Annotated in this window: 17 protein-coding genes; 8 read left to right on the top strand and 9 right to left on the bottom strand. The window is 71.0% G+C overall.

Going from position 1 to position 17,920, the window contains the following annotated elements; genetic code table 11:
* Nucleotides 1-47: 47 nt before the first annotated feature.
* Nucleotides 48-2,447: a cation-translocating P-type ATPase gene (locus tag OG866_RS24475; RefSeq protein ID WP_329337814.1), complete on the top strand. Its 2,400-nt coding sequence runs from the start codon at nucleotides 48-50 to the stop codon at nucleotides 2,445-2,447.
* Nucleotides 2,448-2,460: 13 nt separating this feature from the next.
* On the opposite strand, the gene OG866_RS24470 is transcribed toward OG866_RS24475, so the two are convergent.
* The 5 genes from OG866_RS24470 to OG866_RS24450 all read right to left on the bottom strand — a co-directional run bounded on the left by OG866_RS24470 (nucleotide 2,461) and on the right by OG866_RS24450 (nucleotide 9,251).
* The gene (locus OG866_RS24470) at nucleotides 2,461-3,297 is read right to left on the bottom strand and encodes a hypothetical protein (RefSeq protein WP_329337811.1); all 837 of its coding nucleotides are present in this window, start codon (nucleotides 3,295-3,297) and stop codon (nucleotides 2,461-2,463) included.
* A gap of 210 nt (nucleotides 3,298-3,507) precedes the next feature.
* Nucleotides 3,508-4,431 (bottom strand): hypothetical protein, encoded by a 924-nt coding sequence (locus OG866_RS24465; RefSeq protein WP_329337809.1) that lies wholly within the window; start codon nucleotides 4,429-4,431, stop codon nucleotides 3,508-3,510.
* Nucleotides 4,432-4,477: 46 nt separating this feature from the next.
* Complete coding sequence (locus OG866_RS24460; RefSeq protein ID WP_329337808.1) at nucleotides 4,478-5,257, bottom strand: DUF5707 domain-containing protein; 780 nt, start codon at nucleotides 5,255-5,257, stop codon at nucleotides 4,478-4,480.
* A 189-nt stretch (nucleotides 5,258-5,446) separates the two neighbouring features.
* Nucleotides 5,447-8,575 (bottom strand): sacsin N-terminal ATP-binding-like domain-containing protein, encoded by a 3,129-nt coding sequence (locus OG866_RS24455; RefSeq protein WP_329337806.1) that lies wholly within the window; start codon nucleotides 8,573-8,575, stop codon nucleotides 5,447-5,449.
* Between the two features lie 70 nt (nucleotides 8,576-8,645).
* On the bottom strand, nucleotides 8,646-9,251 hold the full coding sequence (locus OG866_RS24450) for a TetR/AcrR family transcriptional regulator (RefSeq protein WP_443063658.1): 606 nt from the start codon (nucleotides 9,249-9,251) through the stop codon (nucleotides 8,646-8,648).
* Between the two features lie 96 nt (nucleotides 9,252-9,347).
* Between OG866_RS24450 and OG866_RS24445 the strand changes: the two genes are divergently transcribed.
* Together OG866_RS24445 and OG866_RS24440 are read left to right on the top strand one after the other, a co-directional pair.
* The gene (locus OG866_RS24445) at nucleotides 9,348-10,373 is read left to right on the top strand and encodes an aldo/keto reductase (protein WP_329337803.1); all 1,026 of its coding nucleotides are present in this window, start codon (nucleotides 9,348-9,350) and stop codon (nucleotides 10,371-10,373) included.
* Nucleotides 10,374-10,449: 76 nt separating this feature from the next.
* Nucleotides 10,450-10,719, top strand: a complete 270-nt coding sequence (locus OG866_RS24440) for a hypothetical protein (RefSeq protein ID WP_329337801.1) — start codon at nucleotides 10,450-10,452, stop codon at nucleotides 10,717-10,719.
* 10 nt (nucleotides 10,720-10,729) lie between these two features.
* Here OG866_RS24440 and OG866_RS24435 read toward each other — a convergent pair whose 3' ends face one another.
* Entirely contained in the window at nucleotides 10,730-11,656 is a 927-nt protein-coding gene (locus OG866_RS24435) for a DUF3027 domain-containing protein (RefSeq protein WP_329337799.1), read from the bottom strand.
* Between the two features lie 304 nt (nucleotides 11,657-11,960).
* Between OG866_RS24435 and OG866_RS24430 the strand changes: the two genes are divergently transcribed.
* The 4 genes from OG866_RS24430 (at nucleotide 11,961) to OG866_RS24415 (ending at nucleotide 15,422) form a co-directional block, all read left to right on the top strand.
* Complete coding sequence (locus tag OG866_RS24430) at nucleotides 11,961-13,358, top strand: MFS transporter (protein WP_443063558.1); 1,398 nt, start codon at nucleotides 11,961-11,963, stop codon at nucleotides 13,356-13,358.
* A gap of 72 nt (nucleotides 13,359-13,430) precedes the next feature.
* Entirely contained in the window at nucleotides 13,431-13,931 is a 501-nt protein-coding gene (locus OG866_RS24425; RefSeq protein WP_329337796.1) for a hypothetical protein, read from the top strand.
* 13 nt (nucleotides 13,932-13,944) lie between these two features.
* Nucleotides 13,945-14,586, top strand: coding sequence for a futalosine hydrolase (locus tag OG866_RS24420; protein ID WP_329337795.1), 642 nt, complete (start codon nucleotides 13,945-13,947; stop codon nucleotides 14,584-14,586).
* Entirely contained in the window at nucleotides 14,583-15,422 is an 840-nt protein-coding gene (locus OG866_RS24415) for a 1,4-dihydroxy-6-naphthoate synthase (RefSeq protein WP_329337794.1), read from the top strand. Before OG866_RS24420 ends, OG866_RS24415 begins: the two co-directional genes overlap by 4 nt.
* Nucleotides 15,423-15,446: 24 nt before the next feature.
* On the opposite strand, the gene OG866_RS24410 is transcribed toward OG866_RS24415, so the two are convergent.
* Nucleotides 15,447-15,830, bottom strand: coding sequence for a cold-shock protein (locus OG866_RS24410; RefSeq protein WP_329337792.1), 384 nt, complete (start codon nucleotides 15,828-15,830; stop codon nucleotides 15,447-15,449).
* A 164-nt stretch (nucleotides 15,831-15,994) separates the two neighbouring features.
* On the opposite strand from OG866_RS24410, the gene OG866_RS24405 reads away from it, so the two are divergent.
* On the top strand, nucleotides 15,995-16,243 hold the full coding sequence (locus OG866_RS24405) for a hypothetical protein (protein ID WP_329337790.1): 249 nt from the start codon (nucleotides 15,995-15,997) through the stop codon (nucleotides 16,241-16,243).
* On the opposite strand, the gene OG866_RS24400 is transcribed toward OG866_RS24405, so the two are convergent.
* Both OG866_RS24400 and OG866_RS24395 read right to left on the bottom strand, forming a co-directional pair.
* Complete coding sequence (locus OG866_RS24400) at nucleotides 16,222-16,857, bottom strand: HAD family hydrolase (protein ID WP_329337788.1); 636 nt, start codon at nucleotides 16,855-16,857, stop codon at nucleotides 16,222-16,224. The genes OG866_RS24405 and OG866_RS24400 overlap by 22 nt on opposite strands.
* A 38-nt stretch (nucleotides 16,858-16,895) precedes the next feature.
* Nucleotides 16,896-17,891 (bottom strand): hypothetical protein, encoded by a 996-nt coding sequence (locus OG866_RS24395; protein ID WP_329337786.1) that lies wholly within the window; start codon nucleotides 17,889-17,891, stop codon nucleotides 16,896-16,898.
* Nucleotides 17,892-17,920: the final 29 nt, after the last annotated feature.

The following is a 17,920-nucleotide window of genomic DNA, read 5'->3' as shown; positions in this document are numbered from 1 at the left end:
GCTCACTCGGCGGGTGAAGCCGCAAAACCGCACGTACCGTCGAATGCATGACGCACATCGACGCGGGCGCCGAACTCGACCCCGTGCACCCCGTGCCTGTGCCCGCCCCCGCGGCCGACGGCGGGCTGACCGCTGCCGAGGTGGCCGAGCGGGTGGCGCGCGGGGCGGTCAACGACGTACCGGTGCGCAGCAGCCGGTCGCTCGCCGAGATCGTCCGCGCGAACGTCTTCACCCGGTTCAACGCGATCATCGGCGTGCTCTGGCTGGTCATGCTGTTCGTCGCCCCCTTCCAGGACAGCCTGTTCGGGTACGTGATCATCGCCAACACCGGTATCGGCATCATCCAGGAGTGGCGGGCGAAGAAGACCCTCGACTCCCTCGCCGTGATCGGCGAGGCGAAGCCGACGGTACGACGGGACGGCGAGGCGCTCGAAGTCAGCACGTCGGAGATCGTTCTCGACGATCTGATCGAGATCGGGCCCGGTGACAAGGCCGTCGTCGACGGGGAGTGCGTCGAGGCCGACGGCCTGGAGATCGACGAGTCGCTGCTGACCGGCGAGGCCGACCCGGTCGTCAAACAGCCCGGCGACCCGATCATGTCCGGCAGCTTCGTCGTCGCGGGCGGCGGCGCGTTCCGGGCCACCAAGGTGGGGCGCGAGGCGTACGCCGTCCAACTCGCCGAGGAGGCGTCCCGGTTCACCCTCGTCCATTCCGAGCTGCGTACGGGCATCTCCACGATCCTCAAGTACGTGACGTGGATGATGATCCCGGCCGCGATCGGCCTCGTCATCACGCAACTGGTCGTCAAGAGCCACGACCTGAAGGAGTCCATCGCCCGCACGGTCGGCGGCATCGTCCCGATGGTCCCCGAGGGCCTGGTCCTGCTCACCTCCGTCGCCTTCGCGATCGGCGTGATCCGGCTTGGCCGAAAACAGTGCCTCGTCCAGGAGCTTCCAGCCATCGAGGGCCTCGCCCGGATCGACACCGTCTGCCTCGACAAGACGGGCACACTGACGGAAGGGGGCATGGACGTAACTGAGCTGCGGCCCCTCAACGGCAGCGACGAGACGTACGTACGACGGGTACTGGGTTCCCTGGGTGAATCGGACCCCCGCCCGAACGCGTCCCTCCAGGCGATCATCGACGCCTACCCCGACGCCGAGGACTGGCGCTGCACCGAGTCGCTCCCCTTTTCCTCCGCCCGCAAGTACAGCGGCGCGAGCTTCAGCGAGGGCAACGGGGAGTCCAGCACCTGGCTGCTGGGAGCGCCGGACGTGCTGCTGGGCGCCGACGACCCGGCACTGGCCGAGACCGAGCGGCTCAACGAACAGGGCCTGCGCGTCCTGCTGCTGGCCCGCACGACGGGCGACCTCGACGATCCGGAGGTCGCGCACGGAGCCTCCGCCGCCGCCCTCGTCGTACTGGAACAGCGGCTGCGCCCCGACGCCGCCGACACCCTGCGGTACTTCGCCGAGCAGGACGTCCGTGCCAAGGTCATCTCCGGTGACAACGCGGTGTCGGTGGGCGCGGTGGCCGGAAAACTCGGCCTGAAGGGTACGACGGTCGACGCACGCCACCTCCCGTCCGACCCCGAGGACATGGCGAACGCCCTCGACGAGGGCACGGTGTTCGGGCGGGTCACCCCGCAGCAGAAGCGGGACATGGTGGGGGCGTTGCAGTCCCACGGGCACAACGTCGCGATGACGGGCGACGGGGTGAACGACGTGCTGGCGCTGAAGGACGCCGACATCGGCGTCTCGATGGGCTCGGGTTCGGAGGCGACCCGGGCGGTCGCCCAGATCGTGCTCCTGAACAACAGCTTCGCCACGCTGCCCGACGTGGTGGCGGAGGGGCGCCGGGTCATCGGGAACATCACGCGGGTGGCGACGCTGTTCCTGGTGAAGACGGTGTACTCGGTGCTGCTGGCGCTGCTGGTGGTGTGCTGGCAGGTCGAATACCCCTTCCTGCCCCGCCACTTGACCCTGCTCTCGACCCTGACGATCGGCGTCCCGGCGTTCTTCCTGGCCCTGGCGCCCAACACGGAACGGGCCCAACCGCACTTCGTACGGCGGGTGATGCGGTACTCGATCCCGGGCGGCGTGGTGGCGGGCGTCGCGACCTTCGCCACCTACCTGATCGCGCGGCACTACTACACGGGCAAGGGCTCACTGGACGCGGAGACCAGCGTGGCCACCCTCACCCTGTTCCTGATCTCGATGTGGGTGCTGGCCATCATCGCCCGGCCGTACACCTGGTGGCGGGTGGTGCTGGTGGCGTCGATGGGCGCCGGGTTCCTGCTGGTCCTCGCGGTCCCGTGGCTCCAGGACTTCTTCGCGCTGAAGCTGGTCGGGGTGACGATGCCGTGGATAGCGGTGGGCATCTCGGTGGTGGCGGCGGCCGCCCTGGAGCTGACCTGGAAATGGGTCGACCGCCGCGTTCCCGCATAACGGGGGTTGCTGCTTACTGAACGTCTATGTAATCCCCGGTGGCGCTCACCGACGACGTCGTCGGGCTGCCCGCGAAGCTGTAGCGGTAGTAGCCGTCGGCCGAGGCGGTGACCGTGGTGCTCAGGGCGCCCGTGGAGCTGGTCTTGACGGTCTTCACGGTGGTGTACGTGGTGGTGCCGGCCTTGCGGTACTGGAGCTTCACGTACTGGGCGGAGTAGCCCGAGTAGGTGCCGGTGTCCCAGTTGGCGCGGGTCAGCTTGCCGGTGACCGTGATGGTCCTGCCCTTCCGCACCGGCTCCGGGGAGGCGTTGGCGGTGAGCTTGGCCAGGCGCAGCACCTTGAGGGAGGCGAGGTCGCCCTGGTCCTTGTAGCCGACCTTGCTGAGGTCGAGGCTGCTGCTGGAGGGGTCCTGGCCGTTGAAGTCGACGGCCTCGGCGGCGCCCTTCCAGGTACCGGCGTTCGCGTTGGACAGGTCGCCGTCGGCCGGGTGGATGTCGATGGTGCCGGTGCAGGTGGCGGTGGTGGCCGAGGTGACCGTGCAGGTCGCCGCGTCGTCGCCGTAGAGCTCAGGGGTGCTGTCGGCGCCGAAGGTGCCCCGGTAGAGGAACGGGTCGGTGAAGAAGTCCGACGCGGTGGGGTCGACGTCCGAGCCGTGGGTCAGCGTGTAGGTGACCTTCGTGCTGACGACGGCGGAGGTGCCGACCTTGACCGACGAGGCGATCTTGAAGTTGGAGAAGCTGACGTCCAGCGTGTACGGGGTGCCGGAGTCGGCGGCCTGGGCGGTCGGAAGGGCGAGGCCGGTGAGGGCCAGGGCGCCGGAGACGACGGCCACGGTGGCTCTGATGCGCATGTGCGTTCCCCAGGGGGAGAGTCGATCTAGGAGTCTGTTGACTCACGGGATCAGATCCACGGCCACCCGGGTGAGTTGTAGGGGCCGGTGCGAACTTTGCCGACTTTGTCGTTACCGGCGGGATGCTTGATCGTCGTATGGGATGCCCATGACGAAACGCGAAGGCCGGCCCCGGATGCGCCCGGGGCCGGCCTTCGTGGCACGTACTGCTTACTTCACGTCGACGAAGTCACCCGCGGCGGAGACCGCCGGGGTGGTCGAGGTGCCCGCGAAGGAGTAGCGGAAGTAGCCGTCCGCCGCCGCCTTGACGGTGGTGCTCAGGTTGCCCGTCGAGTTCGTCGTGATGGTCTTGACGGTGCTGTAGGTGGTGGAGCCCTTCTTGCGGAACTGAAGCTTCACCGACTGACCGGTGTACCCGGCGTACTTGTGGGTCTCCCAGTTGGCGCGGGTCAGCTTGCCCGTGACCGTGATGGTCTTGCCCTTGGTGACCGGCTCCGGGGAGGCGTTGACCGTGAGCTTGGAGTAGCGCTGGAGCTTGGTGGTGGTCAGCGCGTCCTGGTCGACGTAGCCGACCTTGCTCCAGTCGATGTCCTCGGACATCGGGTCCTGGTCGTTCCAGTCGATGGCGTAGCCGATCGCCTTCCACGTGGCGGCGTCGGCGTTGACCAGCTCGTCACCCGGGTAGACGTCGATCGTGCCGGTGCAGGTGTCGGTGGTCGCCGAGGTCTCCGTGCAGGTCGGCCAGTCGTCGCCCCACAGGATGTTCAGCGGCTCGTCGTAGGTGCCGCGGTAGATCTCGACGTCGAACACGAAGTCCGAGGCGTTGAGGTCGATGTCCTCGGCGTGCGTGACGGTGTAGGTGACCGGCACGGTCACCTGGTTGGCGATGCCCGCGACGATCGGCTTGCCCTTGTTGACCTTCACGTTGGAGAAGGACAGGTCGAGGGCGTACGGGACGCCGGTGTCGTCGGCGGCGTACGTGGACTTGCCGTCGGCGGCCTGACGCGCGGACTGCGCGGCCTTGACGAGGTCGTCCTTGCTGTACGACGAGCCGTCCGCCTGCGCGGCCGGAACGGCCAGGGCGGACAGGGCCAGGGCGCCGGAGACGGCGGCCACGGTGGCGCGAATACGCATGTGTTTCCTCAGGTGGGAAAGGTGAAGAGAGAGGTGCGAGGGGTGCTTACTGCACGTCGATGTAGTCACCCGTGGCGGAGACCGCCGGGGTGGTCGAGGTGCCCGCGAAGCTGTAGCGGTAGTAGCCGTCGGCCGACGCGGTGACCGTGGTGCTCAGACCGCCCGTGGAGCTGGACTTGATGGTCTTCACGGTCGTGTAGGTGGTGGAGCCCTTCTTGCGGAACTGAAGCTTCACCGACTGGGCGGAGTAGCCGGAGTACTTCGCCGCGTCCCAGTTGGCGCGGGTCAGCTTGCCGGTGACCGTGATGGTCTTGCCCTTCTTCACGGGCTCCGGGGAGGCGTTGACCGTGAGCTTGGACAGACGCTGGACCTGGAAGGTCTTGACGTTGTCCTTCTGGACGTAGTCGGCGTCCTTGCCGGAGGCGATGCCCCAGACCTTCCAGGTGCCGGCGACCGAGTTGACGGCGTTGTACTGCGGCTCGAACTCGTAGCTGGCCTTGCAGTTCGCGGTGGTGGAGCTGGTCGCGGTGCAGGTGGCGTAACCGTCGCCGCTGGTGGCCACGGCGCCGCTGTCGGAGCTGTCGAAGTCCGAGCCGTGCCACAGGATGGCCATGGCGTCCTTGACGCCAGAGTCGTCCGTGACCTTGAAGGTCACGGAGACGGTCTTGGTGGTGGTCGCGCCGACCACGACCGCCTTGCCGCCGTTCACGACGACGTTCGAGATCGTGGTGTCGCCTTCGATGGTGTCGGCCTGGGCGGCCGGCACGGCGAGGGCGGACAGGGCCAGGGCGCCGGTGACGGCAGCCCCGAGGACTCGAATGCGCATGCGTTCCCCACGTGAAGAGGGGCCCTGACGGAGATCGTCCCCCACGGTCGTGTCAGCACGCCTGGGCCCAAAGTGATCGGTGAGTCTGTTGACTCAGCTGATCAGATTCGCGACGCATGGGAATGGTTGTACGGCCGGTAAGAAATTTGTGCGGAAGTTTTCAAGACCGGCCGTACCCCGCTGCCCGCCTCAGTCGAACCAGCGATCCCGCGCCAGTTCCTCCGTCCGCGAGGGATCCTCCAGCAGCGCCGCCACCTCGAACCGCCGGGGCCACTGCCCGGCCGCCCACGCCAGGCCGGCGGCGACCCCTTCCAGGGTCGCGGCGTGCAGCACGCCGTCGCCGGTCAGCCGCCAGTCGATCTCCACGCCGTCCACGACGAGTTCCTCGTGCTCGACGTACGACGCCGGGGTCCGCGCCCCGAGCAGCACCCGCACCGAGTCCGGTACGTCGTGCTCGGTGCCCTCGGAGTCCACCGACCCCGTCACCGACTCGCTCAGCCTCCGCACCTGGAACAGCTCGGCCAGCTCGGCGGCCCGGGTCGGCCGCACCGGCAGCAGCGGCACCCCGTAGGTGAAGGGCAGCAGGTCGGGCGAGTCGACGACCACGGCGTCGGCGGCGTCCACGACCTCCACATGCCCGTCCACCACGGCCCGCAACTCCTCCGGCAGCGTCACCTGTTCCGGGTCGAGGTCGGCCAAGGCCCCGTAGAGGCCGTGCAGTTGCGCCCCGCTGACCTCCCGCTCGGGATCGGCCAGCCGGTCAAGCAGCTCGGCCGCGCCGCCCGGCTCGTCGAGCAGCGCGGCGACCGACGTCCGTACGCCCAGCGCCCGCAGCACCTGCTCGTCGTCGAACCCGGTCGCGTCGGCCTCGTCGTACAGCCCGCGCAGGAGGGGGTCGCCGCCGGCCGCCAGCAGGCCCGCCGGGCGGCGGCCGTCGAGCACCGGGTGCCCGCGCAACCACCATGCGGTGTAAGGCCGTACGACTTCATGGGTGCCGTCCGGCAGCAGGATCCGCACCTGCTGGGTGAGGGCGTCCCGCAGCGGGGGCCGGGCGAGCAGCGCGAGGGCCTGCGGCCAGCGCTCCTCGTCGACGAGTTCCAGGTCCCGTACGGCGACCAGCTCGGTGGCGACCGGCGGGACCGGCGAGTCGGGGAAGCGGTCGAGGACGTCCTCGCTCCACACGTCCACGGCGTCCAGCAGCCCGGCGTCGTCCGGTTCGGCGAAGTCCCCGTCGCGCGGCTCCAGTTCGTCCGGGTCGAGGACGACGTCGGTGGCGCGGACGAGGGCGAAGGTGGCGAGGACACCGCAGGCGGCGAGCGGCTGTTCGCCCCAGCGGTCGGCCAACTCTGCGTCCACGGTGGCGAGTTCGCCGTCCCGGATGACCTGGTGGAAGGGGCTGCCGGGGAAGACCAGTTCGCCGGCGGGGGCGGGTTCGCCGTCCTCGTCGGGGAGGGCCAGCGCACCGAGCCAGGGCTCGTCACCGGGTTCGAGGCCCGCGTCCCGCACCAACGCCAGGACGGTGTCGGCGAGTTCCTCGGCGTCGAGGGTGTCCTGCTCCCAGTCGAGCGGACCCTCGTCGTCCAGTGAGGCGGCGACGGCCGCCCGCACCTGGGGGGTCGTGAGGACAGCTCGCGGGGAGGCGGGCAGCGCGCCCAGCTTCTCCAGCAGCGGATGGGTACCGTCCGGGTGGGCCACCTTCAGCCCGAGCCGGGCGAGCATCTCGGGCTCGACGGCGGCGCCGTCCGGGGCGGGGAGGAGCACCTGCCGGGGCCCGATGGTCGTCCGCCCGTCGGCGAGCGGCACGGGCAGCCCGGAGAGCCGGTCGGGGTCGACCCCGGCGAGGCTGTCGTAGAGCCGCCGCCACCACTCCGGTTCCTTCTCCAGACCGGCGAGCCGGTCGATGGCGTCGGTGAGGGGCACGCGCGCGACGCCCAACGTCCGCAGTTCCACACGGCGTTCGAGGCCGGCGGGGAGCAGGGTGGGCAGCACTTCGGCGAGCACCCGGACGGTGTCCGCGCCCGCGCCTTCGACGACCTCCGCCTCCCTCGGCCGGAGCGCCTCGGGCAGTTCGTCGGTGGGCTCGTGGACGGGCGGCAGGAAGGCGGTGCGCGGCAGCCGTTCCAGGACGGCCTGTCGCAGTGCTCCGTCCAGCTCCCCCTTGCCCAGCGGGCCGGGCACGAGGTCGATGATCCCGACGTTCACCGGCCGCCAGGCGGCGAGGAGTTCGGCGTAGGCGTCCGCCGCCCGCTGCACGAGGTAGTCCGTCAGCGGGCCGGGGGCGGCATGCCGCCGGGTGGGGTCGAGGGGGAAGGAGGCGATGAGGAGCGCGGGGACGCCGAGCGGCTCGTCGCTGGGGGTGGGGGCGTGGACGACGGGGTTGGTGCGGGGCCGGACCGGAGCCCCGTCCGCGTCCACCGGCACGGCCCAGGTGACCGACCAGTGCGGCCGCAGCCGCTCCTCGACGGGCCGGTCGGTGAGCAGGTCGGGCGTGAGCGGCCCGTGGGCGGAGGTGACCCGCCAGGTGGTCGCCCCGGTCGTACCGTCCTGCACGTCCTCTACGACGACGAAGGCGCCGTCGGTGCGGCGGCGGAGGGTGCGGACGTCGGAGCCCGCCTCGATCACGACCTCCTCAAGGCCGGGAAGGGCGAGCAGAAGCGCGTCGTCGACGGCGTGCACGAGCCGCTCGGCGAGATCGGCGGCGGCGGTGTCGCGCAGCGGCAGGATGACGGCGGTGTCGTAGCCGTCGGGGGCGGTGCCCTCGGCGGCGAAGGGGAGCCTCAGGAGCGGGACGTGCCCGTCGCGCCGCCTGATCTCGTCGCCCAGGCCCGGGCTGTGCAGGGCGGTCTCGGCGGCACGGTCGCGCGCCTCGGCGAGGGACCAGCGCACGCCTCCGTGCCGGCCGACGACCGCGGGCTCGTCGGTGACGGCGAGGACGGCGGCGAAGCCGACGCCGAAACGCCCGACGGAGGGCGCACCGGCGGGGGTGTCGCGCTTGGCGGAGGCGCGGAGGGTGGAGAGCGACTCGACACCGGCGGCGTCCAGCGGGGCGCCGGTGTTGGCGGCGACCAGGACGCCTTCGCGGAGCGTGAGCCGCAGCCGCCCCGGCACCCCCGCTCTGGCGGCGGCATCTGCGGCGTTCTGGGCGAGCTCGACGACGAGCCGGTCCCGGTATCCGCCGAGGACGAGGTCCTCCTCGGCGTTCGCGTCCTCCCGGAAGCGGGCGGGGCTGGTCGTCCAGGCGTCGAGCACGCCCCGCCTGAGACGGGCGGTCCCGAACGGGTCGGCTCCCTCGGCTGCGGGCCGCACGAACTTGCTCACGATGGCTCTCCTCGTCTGCGTGCGACGAAGGTACCGCGAGTTGGTCTTGGGCCCTCGACGGGATCTCCCGTCAGCCGCGTGGCCGGCCCAGCCCCGCGACGAGGAGCCCGACCATCCGGCGCGCGTCGTAGCGAGGGTCGGTGTCCGCGCCGATGCAGAGGTTGCCGACGCCGCGCATCAGCTCGTACGCCGTCACCTCGGAGTCGGTCTGCCCGGCCGCGGCGTCGAGCAGTTCGGCGCAGACGGGCACGAGCCGGTCGAGGAAGTGGGTGTGCAGCGCCTCGAAGTCGGCGTTGCCGGGCTGGAGCACGGCGGCGAGGCCGTGCTTGGTGACGAGGAAGTCGACGAAGAGGTCGATCCACCGGACGAGTGCGTCGTACGGTGTCGGCCCTTCTGCCAACAGGGTGGGCCCGGCCTGCGCACACGCCTCGATCTGATGCCGGTAGACGGCGATGACGAGGTCGGCGCGGGTCGGGAAGTGCCGGTAGATGGTGCCGAGCCCGACCCCGGCCTCGGCCGCGATGTCCCGCACGGGCGCGTCCACACCCTTGGCCACGAAGACCGTGGCGGCGGCGTCGAGGAGCGTCTCCTGGTTGCGCCGGGCATCTTTCCGCCGCGGCGGGGCGGGGTGCCGGGCGGGGGCGTCGGGGTCGTTCACGGGCCCACCGTACGACATCCGGCGGGGCCGCTTGCGAAAACGGAACAAGGTTCCGTATCGTTTGCGAGGCAATCCGGAACTGTGTTCCGTTTCTCTTCTCCGAAAGGCGTGATCATGCAGTACCGCACCTTGGGCCGCACCGGCGTGCAGGTCAGCACCCTGGCGCTCGGCGCCATGAACTTCGGCGCGATCGGACGCACCACCCAGGAGGAGGCCACCGCCCTCGTCGACACGGCGCTGGAGGCGGGGGTGAACCTGATCGACACCGCCGACATGTACAGCCGCGGCGAGTCGGAGGAGATGGTCGGCAAGGCGATAGCGGGCCGGCGCGAGGACATCGTGCTGGCCACGAAGGCGGCCATGCCGATGAGCGAGGACAAGCCCAACCACCGGGGCACCTCCCGCCGCTGGCTCACCCAGGCCCTGGACGACAGCCTGCGCCGCCTCGGCGTGGACCACGTCGACCTCTACCAGATCCACCGCTGGGACCCGGAGACGAGCGACGAGGAGACCCTGTCGGCCCTGACCGACCTCCAACGCGCCGGAAAGATCCGCTACTTCGGCTCGTCGACGTTCCCGGCCCACCGGATGGTGCAGGCGCAGTGGGCGTCCCGCTCGTCCGGTCTGGCCCGCTACGTCACCGAGCAGCCCAGCTACTCCATCCTCCAGCGGGGCATCGAGGCGGACGTCCTGCCGGTGGCGGAGGAGTACGGGTTGGGGGTGCTGGCGTGGAGCCCGCTGGCGTCGGGCTGGCTCACGGGAGCGGTCCGAAGGGGCCGGGAAGTCGCCACCAACCGCTCGGCGTTCATGCCGGACCGCTTCGACATGAGCCTGCCGTACAACCGGGCGCGGCTGGACGCGGTGGAACGCCTGGCCGAGGTGGCGGACGAAGCGGGCCTCACCCTGATCCAGCTGGCGCTGGGCTTCGTGACCGCGCACCGGGCGGTGACGAGCGCACTCATCGGCCCGCGCACGGCGGAGCACCTGGCCTCACAACTCGCGGCGGCGGAGACGGTGTTGTCACCCGACGTCCTGGACGAGATCGACAAGATCGTGCCGCCCGGCACGGACCTGGCGGCCCACGAGAAGTTCAACACCCCGCCGGCCCTGCTGGACGCGTCACTGCGACGCCGCCGCTGAAGCACACACGCCCTAGGCTCGCTCGGGATGACCAGCATGAACAGATGCCCCCGACGCGGCCAGGGAGTGCGACACCGTGTGGGAGGGCGACGCGGCCCCGCTGCTGGAGGCGATCAGGCGGCTGGCGGTGACGGCACTGCGCGCGGCGCTCACGAAGCTGCTGGCCGCCAACCTCTCCGAACGCGAACTGGCCCGACTGTGGCTCCGGCAGGCCGGGGCGGCGTACGACCCGCGCGACGAGGAGATCGAGATGTCGGGGTGGTTCGCACAGATCCTGGACATCACGAGGGGGCGCGATGGAGACCGGGTCAGCCGACAGGTGCACGACCACCCCTACGAGAGCTGAGCCGGCGTCCCTACGAATGCCCCAGTTCCGCCGAGTCCTCGTCCGTGACCGCTGGGACCGAACCCGAGTCCGGGGCCGGGCGGAGGGGGAAGGCGTCGACCTTTGTCTCGTCGATCACCGGGGGCGCCGGACGGGGCGGCTTCGGCATGATCGCTGCTTCCGAGTGGCCGCCGCAGCCGTAGGACAGGGAGACCACCCTGCCGTCCGCCGGGGCGAACTCGTTGGCGCAGACACCGAAGGCCTGGCCGAGGGAGCCGCCGATCGGGGTGAGGAAGCCGCAGCTGACGCAGGTGGCGGGGGCCGCCTGGGCCATGGGGGTCTTGGAGCCGAACGCCTCCTCCCAGCGGTCCGCGGCGCTGTGCAGGCCGTAGCGGGAGAGGACCCGGGCGCGGCGCATGCCCAGTTCCTCGGCGAGCGCGGCGATCGTGCCCCGGGTGGGGGCCACCGGGAGGTTGGAGGGGGTGCCCGCGGTCACCTCCGCGTCCTCCGCCTCCACCAGCTCCGCCATCTCCTCCGAGACCGCCGAGCTCGGGATCGGCTCGTCCTCACCGGAGTAGCCGGGCTCCAGGCGCAGGTCCTCGGCGTCGGTGGGGAGGAGGTCGCCGGGGCCCATGTCACCGGGGCGCAGGCGCTCGCTCCAGGGGACCCATTCGGGGGCCAGGAGGGCATCGGGCCCGGGGAGCAGGACGACCTCGTCGAGGGTCACGTTCTTGGCGCGCGACGCCCTCGCCACCGTCACCGCCCAGCGCCAGCCGCGGTAACCCATTTCCTTGCACTCGAAGAAGTGCGTGACGACCCGGTCTCCCTCGGAGGCCACACCCGTGTGCTCCCCGACTACACCGGGCGCCGCCGCCTCCTCGGCTGCGGCGCGGGCGAGGTCGACGGCCTCGGCGCACAGGCGGTCGGGGGTGCGGCTTCGCGTGGTCGCTGCGCTCACAGGTATCGCTTCTCTCCTACGCCGTCTCTCTGGTGCGCCTGCCTGAACGCGCGGTGGGGCGGACGGAGCGGACCGGAGGACCGCGTCGACGTCCGCGCCCGCTCGCACTCGGGCGCACCTGTCCATCCATTCTGCGGGATGGCTGAGATACGCACGCTACCTGCTCGCGTGCGTACGGCCTACACCGACGGGACGTTTACCCCCACCCATCCGACTCGGCACGGCACGAAAGCACCTCACGAAAGCACGGACATACGCGCGGTAACCGCACTACGAACGGCCCACTCGGGGCACTATGAACGTCGTGGCAACCGCTAAGACGCCCCATGGGGCCACCGGGATCAAGGGCAACGGCAGGACGCGAGGTTCTCTGCGCTCCGTCGGGCGTGCCCTGCACTTCCCGGTGACCGGCCCCGCGCGCGGCATCCGCAAGGCCACACACGCCCACGGGGCGGGGGAATCCGGCCTCGGCAAGCTGATCGAGCTGCACGGTGTGAACGGCGCGGGCGATGTGATGATCACGATCGCGCTCGCCTCGACCGTCTTCTTCTCCGTCCCCACCGACGAGGCACGCGGGCGTGTCGCCCTCTACCTGGCCATCACGATGGCCCCCTTCACCGTCCTGGCCCCGGTGATCGGCCCGCTCCTCGACCGGCTGCCCCACGGGCGCCGCGCCGCCATGGCCGGGGCCATGCTCGCCCGCGCCCTGCTGGCTCTGGTGCTCTCCGGTGCGGTCGTCACGGGCAGCATCGAGCTGTATCCGGCGGCCCTGGGCGTGCTGGTCTCCTCCAAGGCGTACGGCGTCGTACGAAGCGCTGTCGTGCCGCGGCTGCTGCCGCCCGGGTTCTCCCTCGTCAGGGCCAACTCCCGGGTCACGCTCGGCGGGCTCCTCGCCACCGGTGTCGCCGCGCCCATCGGGGCGGGGTTGCAGGCCCTCGGGCCGCGCTGGCCGCTCTACGGCGCCTTCGTGATCTTCATCGCGGGGACCTTCCTGTCCTTCACGCTGCCCCCGAAGGTCGACTCCGCCAAGGGCGAGGACGTCGCGCTGCTCGCCGCCGACGAGGAGCATCTGCACGGCCCCCACCGCAAGTCGGCCAAGCGGCCGGGGCTGCGGACCGTCGGTATCGCCGTCACCCACGCCCTCGGCGCCAACGCCGCCCTGCGCTGGCTGTCCGGCTTCCTGACCTTCTTCCTCGCCTTCCTGCTGCGCGAGCACCCGCTGACCGGGGAGAGCGCGGCCGTCTCGCTGGGGATCGTGGCCGTGTCGGCCGGTGTGGGCAACGCGGTCGGCACGGCGGTCGGTGCCGGGCTGCGCTCCCGCGCGCCGGAGATCATCATCGTGACCGTCCTGGTGGTGGTGCTGGGCACGGCGATCACGGCCGCGGTCTTCTTCGGCGCGTTCCTCGTAGCCGTCCTCACCGCGATCGCCGGGTTCTCGCTGGCCCTCGCCAAGCTGTCCCTGGACGCTCTGATCCAGCGGGACGTGCCCGAACAGGTGCGCACCTCGGCGTTCGCCCGCTCGGAGACGATGCTCCAGATGGCCTGGGTGTTCGGCGGCGCGGTCGGCATCGTGATGCCCCTCAACGGCACCCTGGGCCTCGCGGTGGCCGCCGCGGTGATCGCCGTGGGCTGGCTGACGACGGTGAAGGGGCTGCTGAGCTCGGCCCGCCAGGGGGGCCGGCCGGGCACGCGCGTGGCGTAACGAGGCGTAACGAACAGGGCACGCCGTACCCCGCATAAAGAGACTGCCGCACCTGCCCGATAGCCTTCGGCCATGACCACGATGCAAGCCGCTGTGCGACGCCGCCGCGCCGTCGCTGTCGCCGGCGCCGTTTCCGCCGGACTGCTCGTCCTGTCGGCCTGTGACAAGCCGACGCCCCGCGCGACCGTGACGGTCGGCAAGAACTCCATCAGCGCCGAGGCCACCTGCTACGAGGACGGTGACAACCTCGGCCAGGAGAAGGCCACCAAGTGCGCTCTGAAGAAGGCGTCCGACTCGATCGAGGTCGCCCAGAGCGAGACCCTCCGCATCGGTGTCGACCCGAAGATCGCGGACACCGGCTGGGCGCTGTGGATCAACGGCCAGCAGGTCACGACGGTCTACAAGAAGACGTACTACTCCTTCCAGGGCGTCGACCTCTTCGCCGACCAGCAGGGCCAGGCCGCCCCGAAGACGCTGTACATCAGCGTCGTCGAGCAGGACAAGACGAAGAGCGGCGCCAGCGAGAAGTACAAGGGCGTCTGGAACTTCAAGCTCGTCAACTCCGACGCCTGAGCCGTCGTACGCCATGCGCATCCTCGTAGCCACCGCGGTCCCGGTCGAACGGGACGCGGTGGCTCGCGCGTTGTCGGGGACCACGGACATCGAGGTGATCGCGGCGGGGGTGGGCCCCGCCCGCGCCGCCGCGGCCACCGCGACGGCCCTCGCAGCCGCCCCCTACGGCCTCGTCGTCTCCGCCGGGATCGCCGGCGGCTTCCAGCCCGACGCGCCCGTCGGGTCGCTCGTCGTCGCCGACGAGATCACCGCGGCGGACCTGGGCGCCGAGACGGCCGACGGGTTCGTGCCGGTCACCGAGCTGGGCTTCGGGACCGTCAGCCACCGTCCGCCGGAAGCACTCGTACGAGAGGCCGTCGCCGCCACCGGCGCCCGCGCCGGAGCCGTGCTCACCGTCTCGACCGTGACCGGGACCGCCGCCCGCGCGGCGCTCCTGAAGGACCGTCACCCCACCGCGCTCGCCGAGGCGATGGAGGGCTTCGGTGTCGCCGAGGCCGCCGTTCTGCACGGGGTACCCGTGCTGGAGATCCGGGCCGTCTCCAACCCCGTCGGCCCGCGCGACCGCGCCGCCTGGCGGATCGGGGACGCACTCCAGGCCCTGACCGAGGGCTTCGGGAAGCTCGCACCGGTATTGGAGAGTTGGAAGACGGTATGAGGCTCGACATCGCTTACTCGCCCTGTCCGAACGACACCTTCGTCTTCGACGCCCTGGCGCACGGCCGGGTGCCGGACGCGCCGGCGCTGGACGTCACGTTCGCGGACATCGACATCACCAACGGCATGGCCGAGCGCGGTGAGCTGGATGTGCTGAAGGTGTCGTACGCCGTGCTGCCGTACGTCCTCGACGAGTACGCCCTGCTGCCCTGCGGAGGCGCGCTGGGGCGGGGCTGCGGGCCACTGGTGCTGACCCGGGAGGCCGGCGCCGATCTCAGTGGCCGGACGGTCGCGGTGCCGAGCGAGCGGTCGACGGCGTATCTGCTGTTCCGGCTGTGGGCGGCGGACACGCTGCCGGGCGGGGTCGGCGAGATCGTCGTCATGCCGTTCCACGAGATCATGCCGGCCGTGCGGGACGGAAAGGCCGACGCCGGACTCGTCATCCACGAGGCCCGCTTCACCTACCAGAACTACGGGCTGCACAAGCTCGCCGACATGGGCGAGCACTGGGAGGAGACGACCGGGCTGCCCATTCCGCTGGGCGCGATCATCGCCAAGCGGTCGCTGGGGACGCAGACGCTGACGCTGCTCGCCGACTCCATCCGCGGCTCCGTGCGCGCCGCCTGGGACGAGCCCGAGGTGTCCCGGCCGTACGTCATGGAACACGCCCAGGAGATGGACCCGGCCGTCGCCGACCAGCACATCGGGCTGTACGTCAACGAGTTCACGGCGGATCTCGGCACGGACGGATACGCCGCGGTCAGGGGACTGCTGACGCGCGCGGCGGCCGAGGGGCTGGTGCCGCCCCTCGGCCCGGACGCGCTGGAATTCCCTTAGAAATCCACCAGTTCCGTACGGCTTCTATACGTCGAGTTGATCGGCGACCGCGCGCAGCAGGCCGGCGATCTTGTTTCCGGCGACCTTGTCGGGGTAGCGGCCGCGCTCCAGCATCGGCGTGATGTTCTCCAGGAGGGTCGTCAAATCCTGGACGATGGAGGCCAGTTCGTCGGGCTTCTTACGGGTCGCCGCCGCGACCGACGGGGTCGGATCGAGGATGACGACCGAAAGGGCCTGGTCACCGCGCTGTCCGGCGACGACCCCGAACTCCACTCGCTGGCCCGGCTTCAGTGTCTCGACTCCGGCGGGGAGGACCGAGGAATGGACGAAGACGTCACCGCCGTCGTCGCGGGAGAGAAAGCCGAAGCCCTTCTCGCTGTTGAACCACTTGACCTTGCCGGTAGGCACGTCTGTTCCTCGTCCTCGTACTCGTCGGAAAACTGCTTCTGAAACGGCTCTTGATAGCACTGGGGCGGGTCGTCGGGACCCGCCGGTACCAAGGCTAATGGTCTTCAGGCCGGTGACAAGACGTCGCCCGGTTGTTCCTCCGGGCAGGGAACTACCCTGGTCCGGTGCGTGACAAAACCCAAACGAATTCCGCCGTGCCCGGTGACCGACTGATCCGTGCCGGTGCCGTCGTGTTCTTCATCGGCGCCGTGGCCACTCTGGTCACCGTGGCCCCGTTCCTGCTCGGTACGACGCCCTTTCCGACGTACATGTTCGGACTGAGCATGCTGATGGGCGTCGGCTTCCTGATGGCCGGGGCCGGAGTGCTTCAGTCGGTCGCCGCGGGGCGGCGTCAGGCGCGCGCCGGAAGGTAGCCGGCGAGCCAGTCGGGGAACCGGGTGAGGTCGTCGAGCACGACGTCCGCACCGGCCCCGGTCAGCTCCACCGCGCCGCACGGGCCCGTCGGCACCGCCACCGACAGCGCCCCGGCGGCGCGGGCACCGCGCACGTCACCGACGTGGTCGCCGACGTACACGCTCGCCCCGTGCTCACGCAGGGCCACCGCCTTCTGCTCGGCCCACAGGTTGCCGATGACCGCGTCGGGCGCCATGCCCAGGTGCTCCATGTGCAACTTGGCGTTGGGCTCCCACTTGGCGGTCACGACGACGGCCCGGCCGCCCGCCGCCTGCACGGCCGCTATCGCCTCCCGGGCACCCGGCATCGCGAGGGTGCCGGTGATGGCATACGTCGGATAGAGCTCGCGGTAGAGATCGGCGACGGCCGGGACCTGCTCCGCGGGAAACCAGTGGGCCATCTCCTCCGCCAGCGGCGGCCCGAGCCGCGTCACCGCCAGGTCGGCGTCGATGTACGTCCCCGTCCGCTCGGCGAGCGCCACATAGCAGGCGCGGATGCCGGGGCGGGAGTCGATGAGGGTCATGTCGAGGTCGAAGCCGACGGTCGGGGCGGCGGAGAAGGGTGTAGAGGCCATATGGGCCATTGTGCCCGGGCGCGGCAATGGGCTTCCCGCTATTTCCGTCGCTGGGACCGCCACACCAGGAACAGCGCCGACGCCACCGCCGCGCCCCGCACCACCCACGGCCAGGTGTCGGCGACCGCGGCGTTCATCCGGCCCTCGGCGATGGGGTCGCCCCAGCGGCCCTCGGTCCTGCCCCACAGCCACACGATCCCGGCGGTGAGCGCCAGGCCGGGCAGATACATCACCGCCCACTTCGTCTCCCGGTCGGTCAGCCGCCGTGAGGCGTAGGCGATCAGCCAGCCGAGGAGGAGCACGACGAGGTTGCCGATCGCCGCGCCCGCGACCAGGAGAGCGGCGGCGAGCAGGAGCAGGGGGTTGGTCCACTTGCCCTGGGGGGCCCTGAAGAGGGACGAGAGGCGGCGGCGTGGGGCCGCGATCTCCCCGGCGGCCTCCTCCAGTTCCTCTTCCTCGGGCTCCCCGGCCTTCTCGACCAGCGGCTTCGGGTCCTGCTTCGGCGGCGGAGGCTTGAGCAGCTCGGGGATCTCCACACCGCCGACGAAACCCGGGACGCTCTCCCCGGCGCCGAACGGAGTGTCGTCCAGCCGCCACCAGTCGGGCCGCAGCTCGCTGTCCCCGAGGTCGGCCGCGGAGGCGAGGTGCGGTGGGGCGGGGACCTCGTCCGGCGTCTTCGAGGTCTCGGCGGGGCGGGGCTTGGGGATGATGCGGCGCAGGCCCTTGGGGCGCGGCTCCGCCACCTCCCGGTCGCGCTGCACGGGTACGGCGGTGGGGGTGGGCGCGGGCACCGACGTGCTCTGCGGGGTGGCGCCGGCCGCGGTGACGACATCGTCGGGGCTGCCGAGACGGTCGATGATGCGGCGCACGGCCGCGGGACTGTCCACGGGGGCCTTGGCGCGGCGCCGGTCGATCTCGTTGCGCAGCTCGGAGACGAGGCGCATGCGAGTGCCGGACGGCAACTGCCGCTGCTGCGCGACGTCGCCGACGCGGCTCAGATACTCGTAGACGACCTGATCGCTCTCGATTCCCACGAAGTCCCTCCGGGGGGCGGCGGGTTGAT

Origin of the sequence: Streptomyces sp. NBC_00663 (genome assembly GCF_036226885.1) — a bacterium.
Classification (GTDB): Bacteria; Actinomycetota; Actinomycetes; order Streptomycetales; family Streptomycetaceae; genus Streptomyces.
The sequence above is the reverse complement of the archived record's forward strand: the minus strand, read 5'-3'. Positions and strand labels throughout refer to the sequence as shown.

Excerpts from the sequence above, each read along its gene's own strand:
- OG866_RS24415 (WP_329337794.1), top strand. The coding sequence starts at position 14,583 with ATGAGGCTCGACATCGCTTACTCGCCCTGTCCGAACGACACCTTCGTC.
- OG866_RS24450 (WP_443063658.1), bottom strand. The coding sequence starts at position 9,251 with ATGTCGTACGGTGGGCCCGTGAACGACCCCGACGCCCCCGCCCGGCAC.
- OG866_RS24420 (WP_329337795.1), top strand. The coding sequence starts at position 13,945 with ATGCGCATCCTCGTAGCCACCGCGGTCCCGGTCGAACGGGACGCGGTG.
- OG866_RS24465 (WP_329337809.1), bottom strand. The coding sequence starts at position 4,431 with ATGCGTATTCGCGCCACCGTGGCCGCCGTCTCCGGCGCCCTGGCCCTG.
- OG866_RS24475 (WP_329337814.1), top strand. The coding sequence starts at position 48 with ATGACGCACATCGACGCGGGCGCCGAACTCGACCCCGTGCACCCCGTG.
- OG866_RS24470 (WP_329337811.1), bottom strand. The coding sequence starts at position 3,297 with ATGCGCATCAGAGCCACCGTGGCCGTCGTCTCCGGCGCCCTGGCCCTC.
- OG866_RS24400 (WP_329337788.1), bottom strand. The coding sequence starts at position 16,857 with ATGGCCTCTACACCCTTCTCCGCCGCCCCGACCGTCGGCTTCGACCTC.
- OG866_RS24425 (WP_329337796.1), top strand. The coding sequence starts at position 13,431 with ATGACCACGATGCAAGCCGCTGTGCGACGCCGCCGCGCCGTCGCTGTC.
- OG866_RS24445 (WP_329337803.1), top strand. The coding sequence starts at position 9,348 with ATGCAGTACCGCACCTTGGGCCGCACCGGCGTGCAGGTCAGCACCCTG.
- OG866_RS24460 (WP_329337808.1), bottom strand. The coding sequence starts at position 5,257 with ATGCGCATTCGAGTCCTCGGGGCTGCCGTCACCGGCGCCCTGGCCCTG.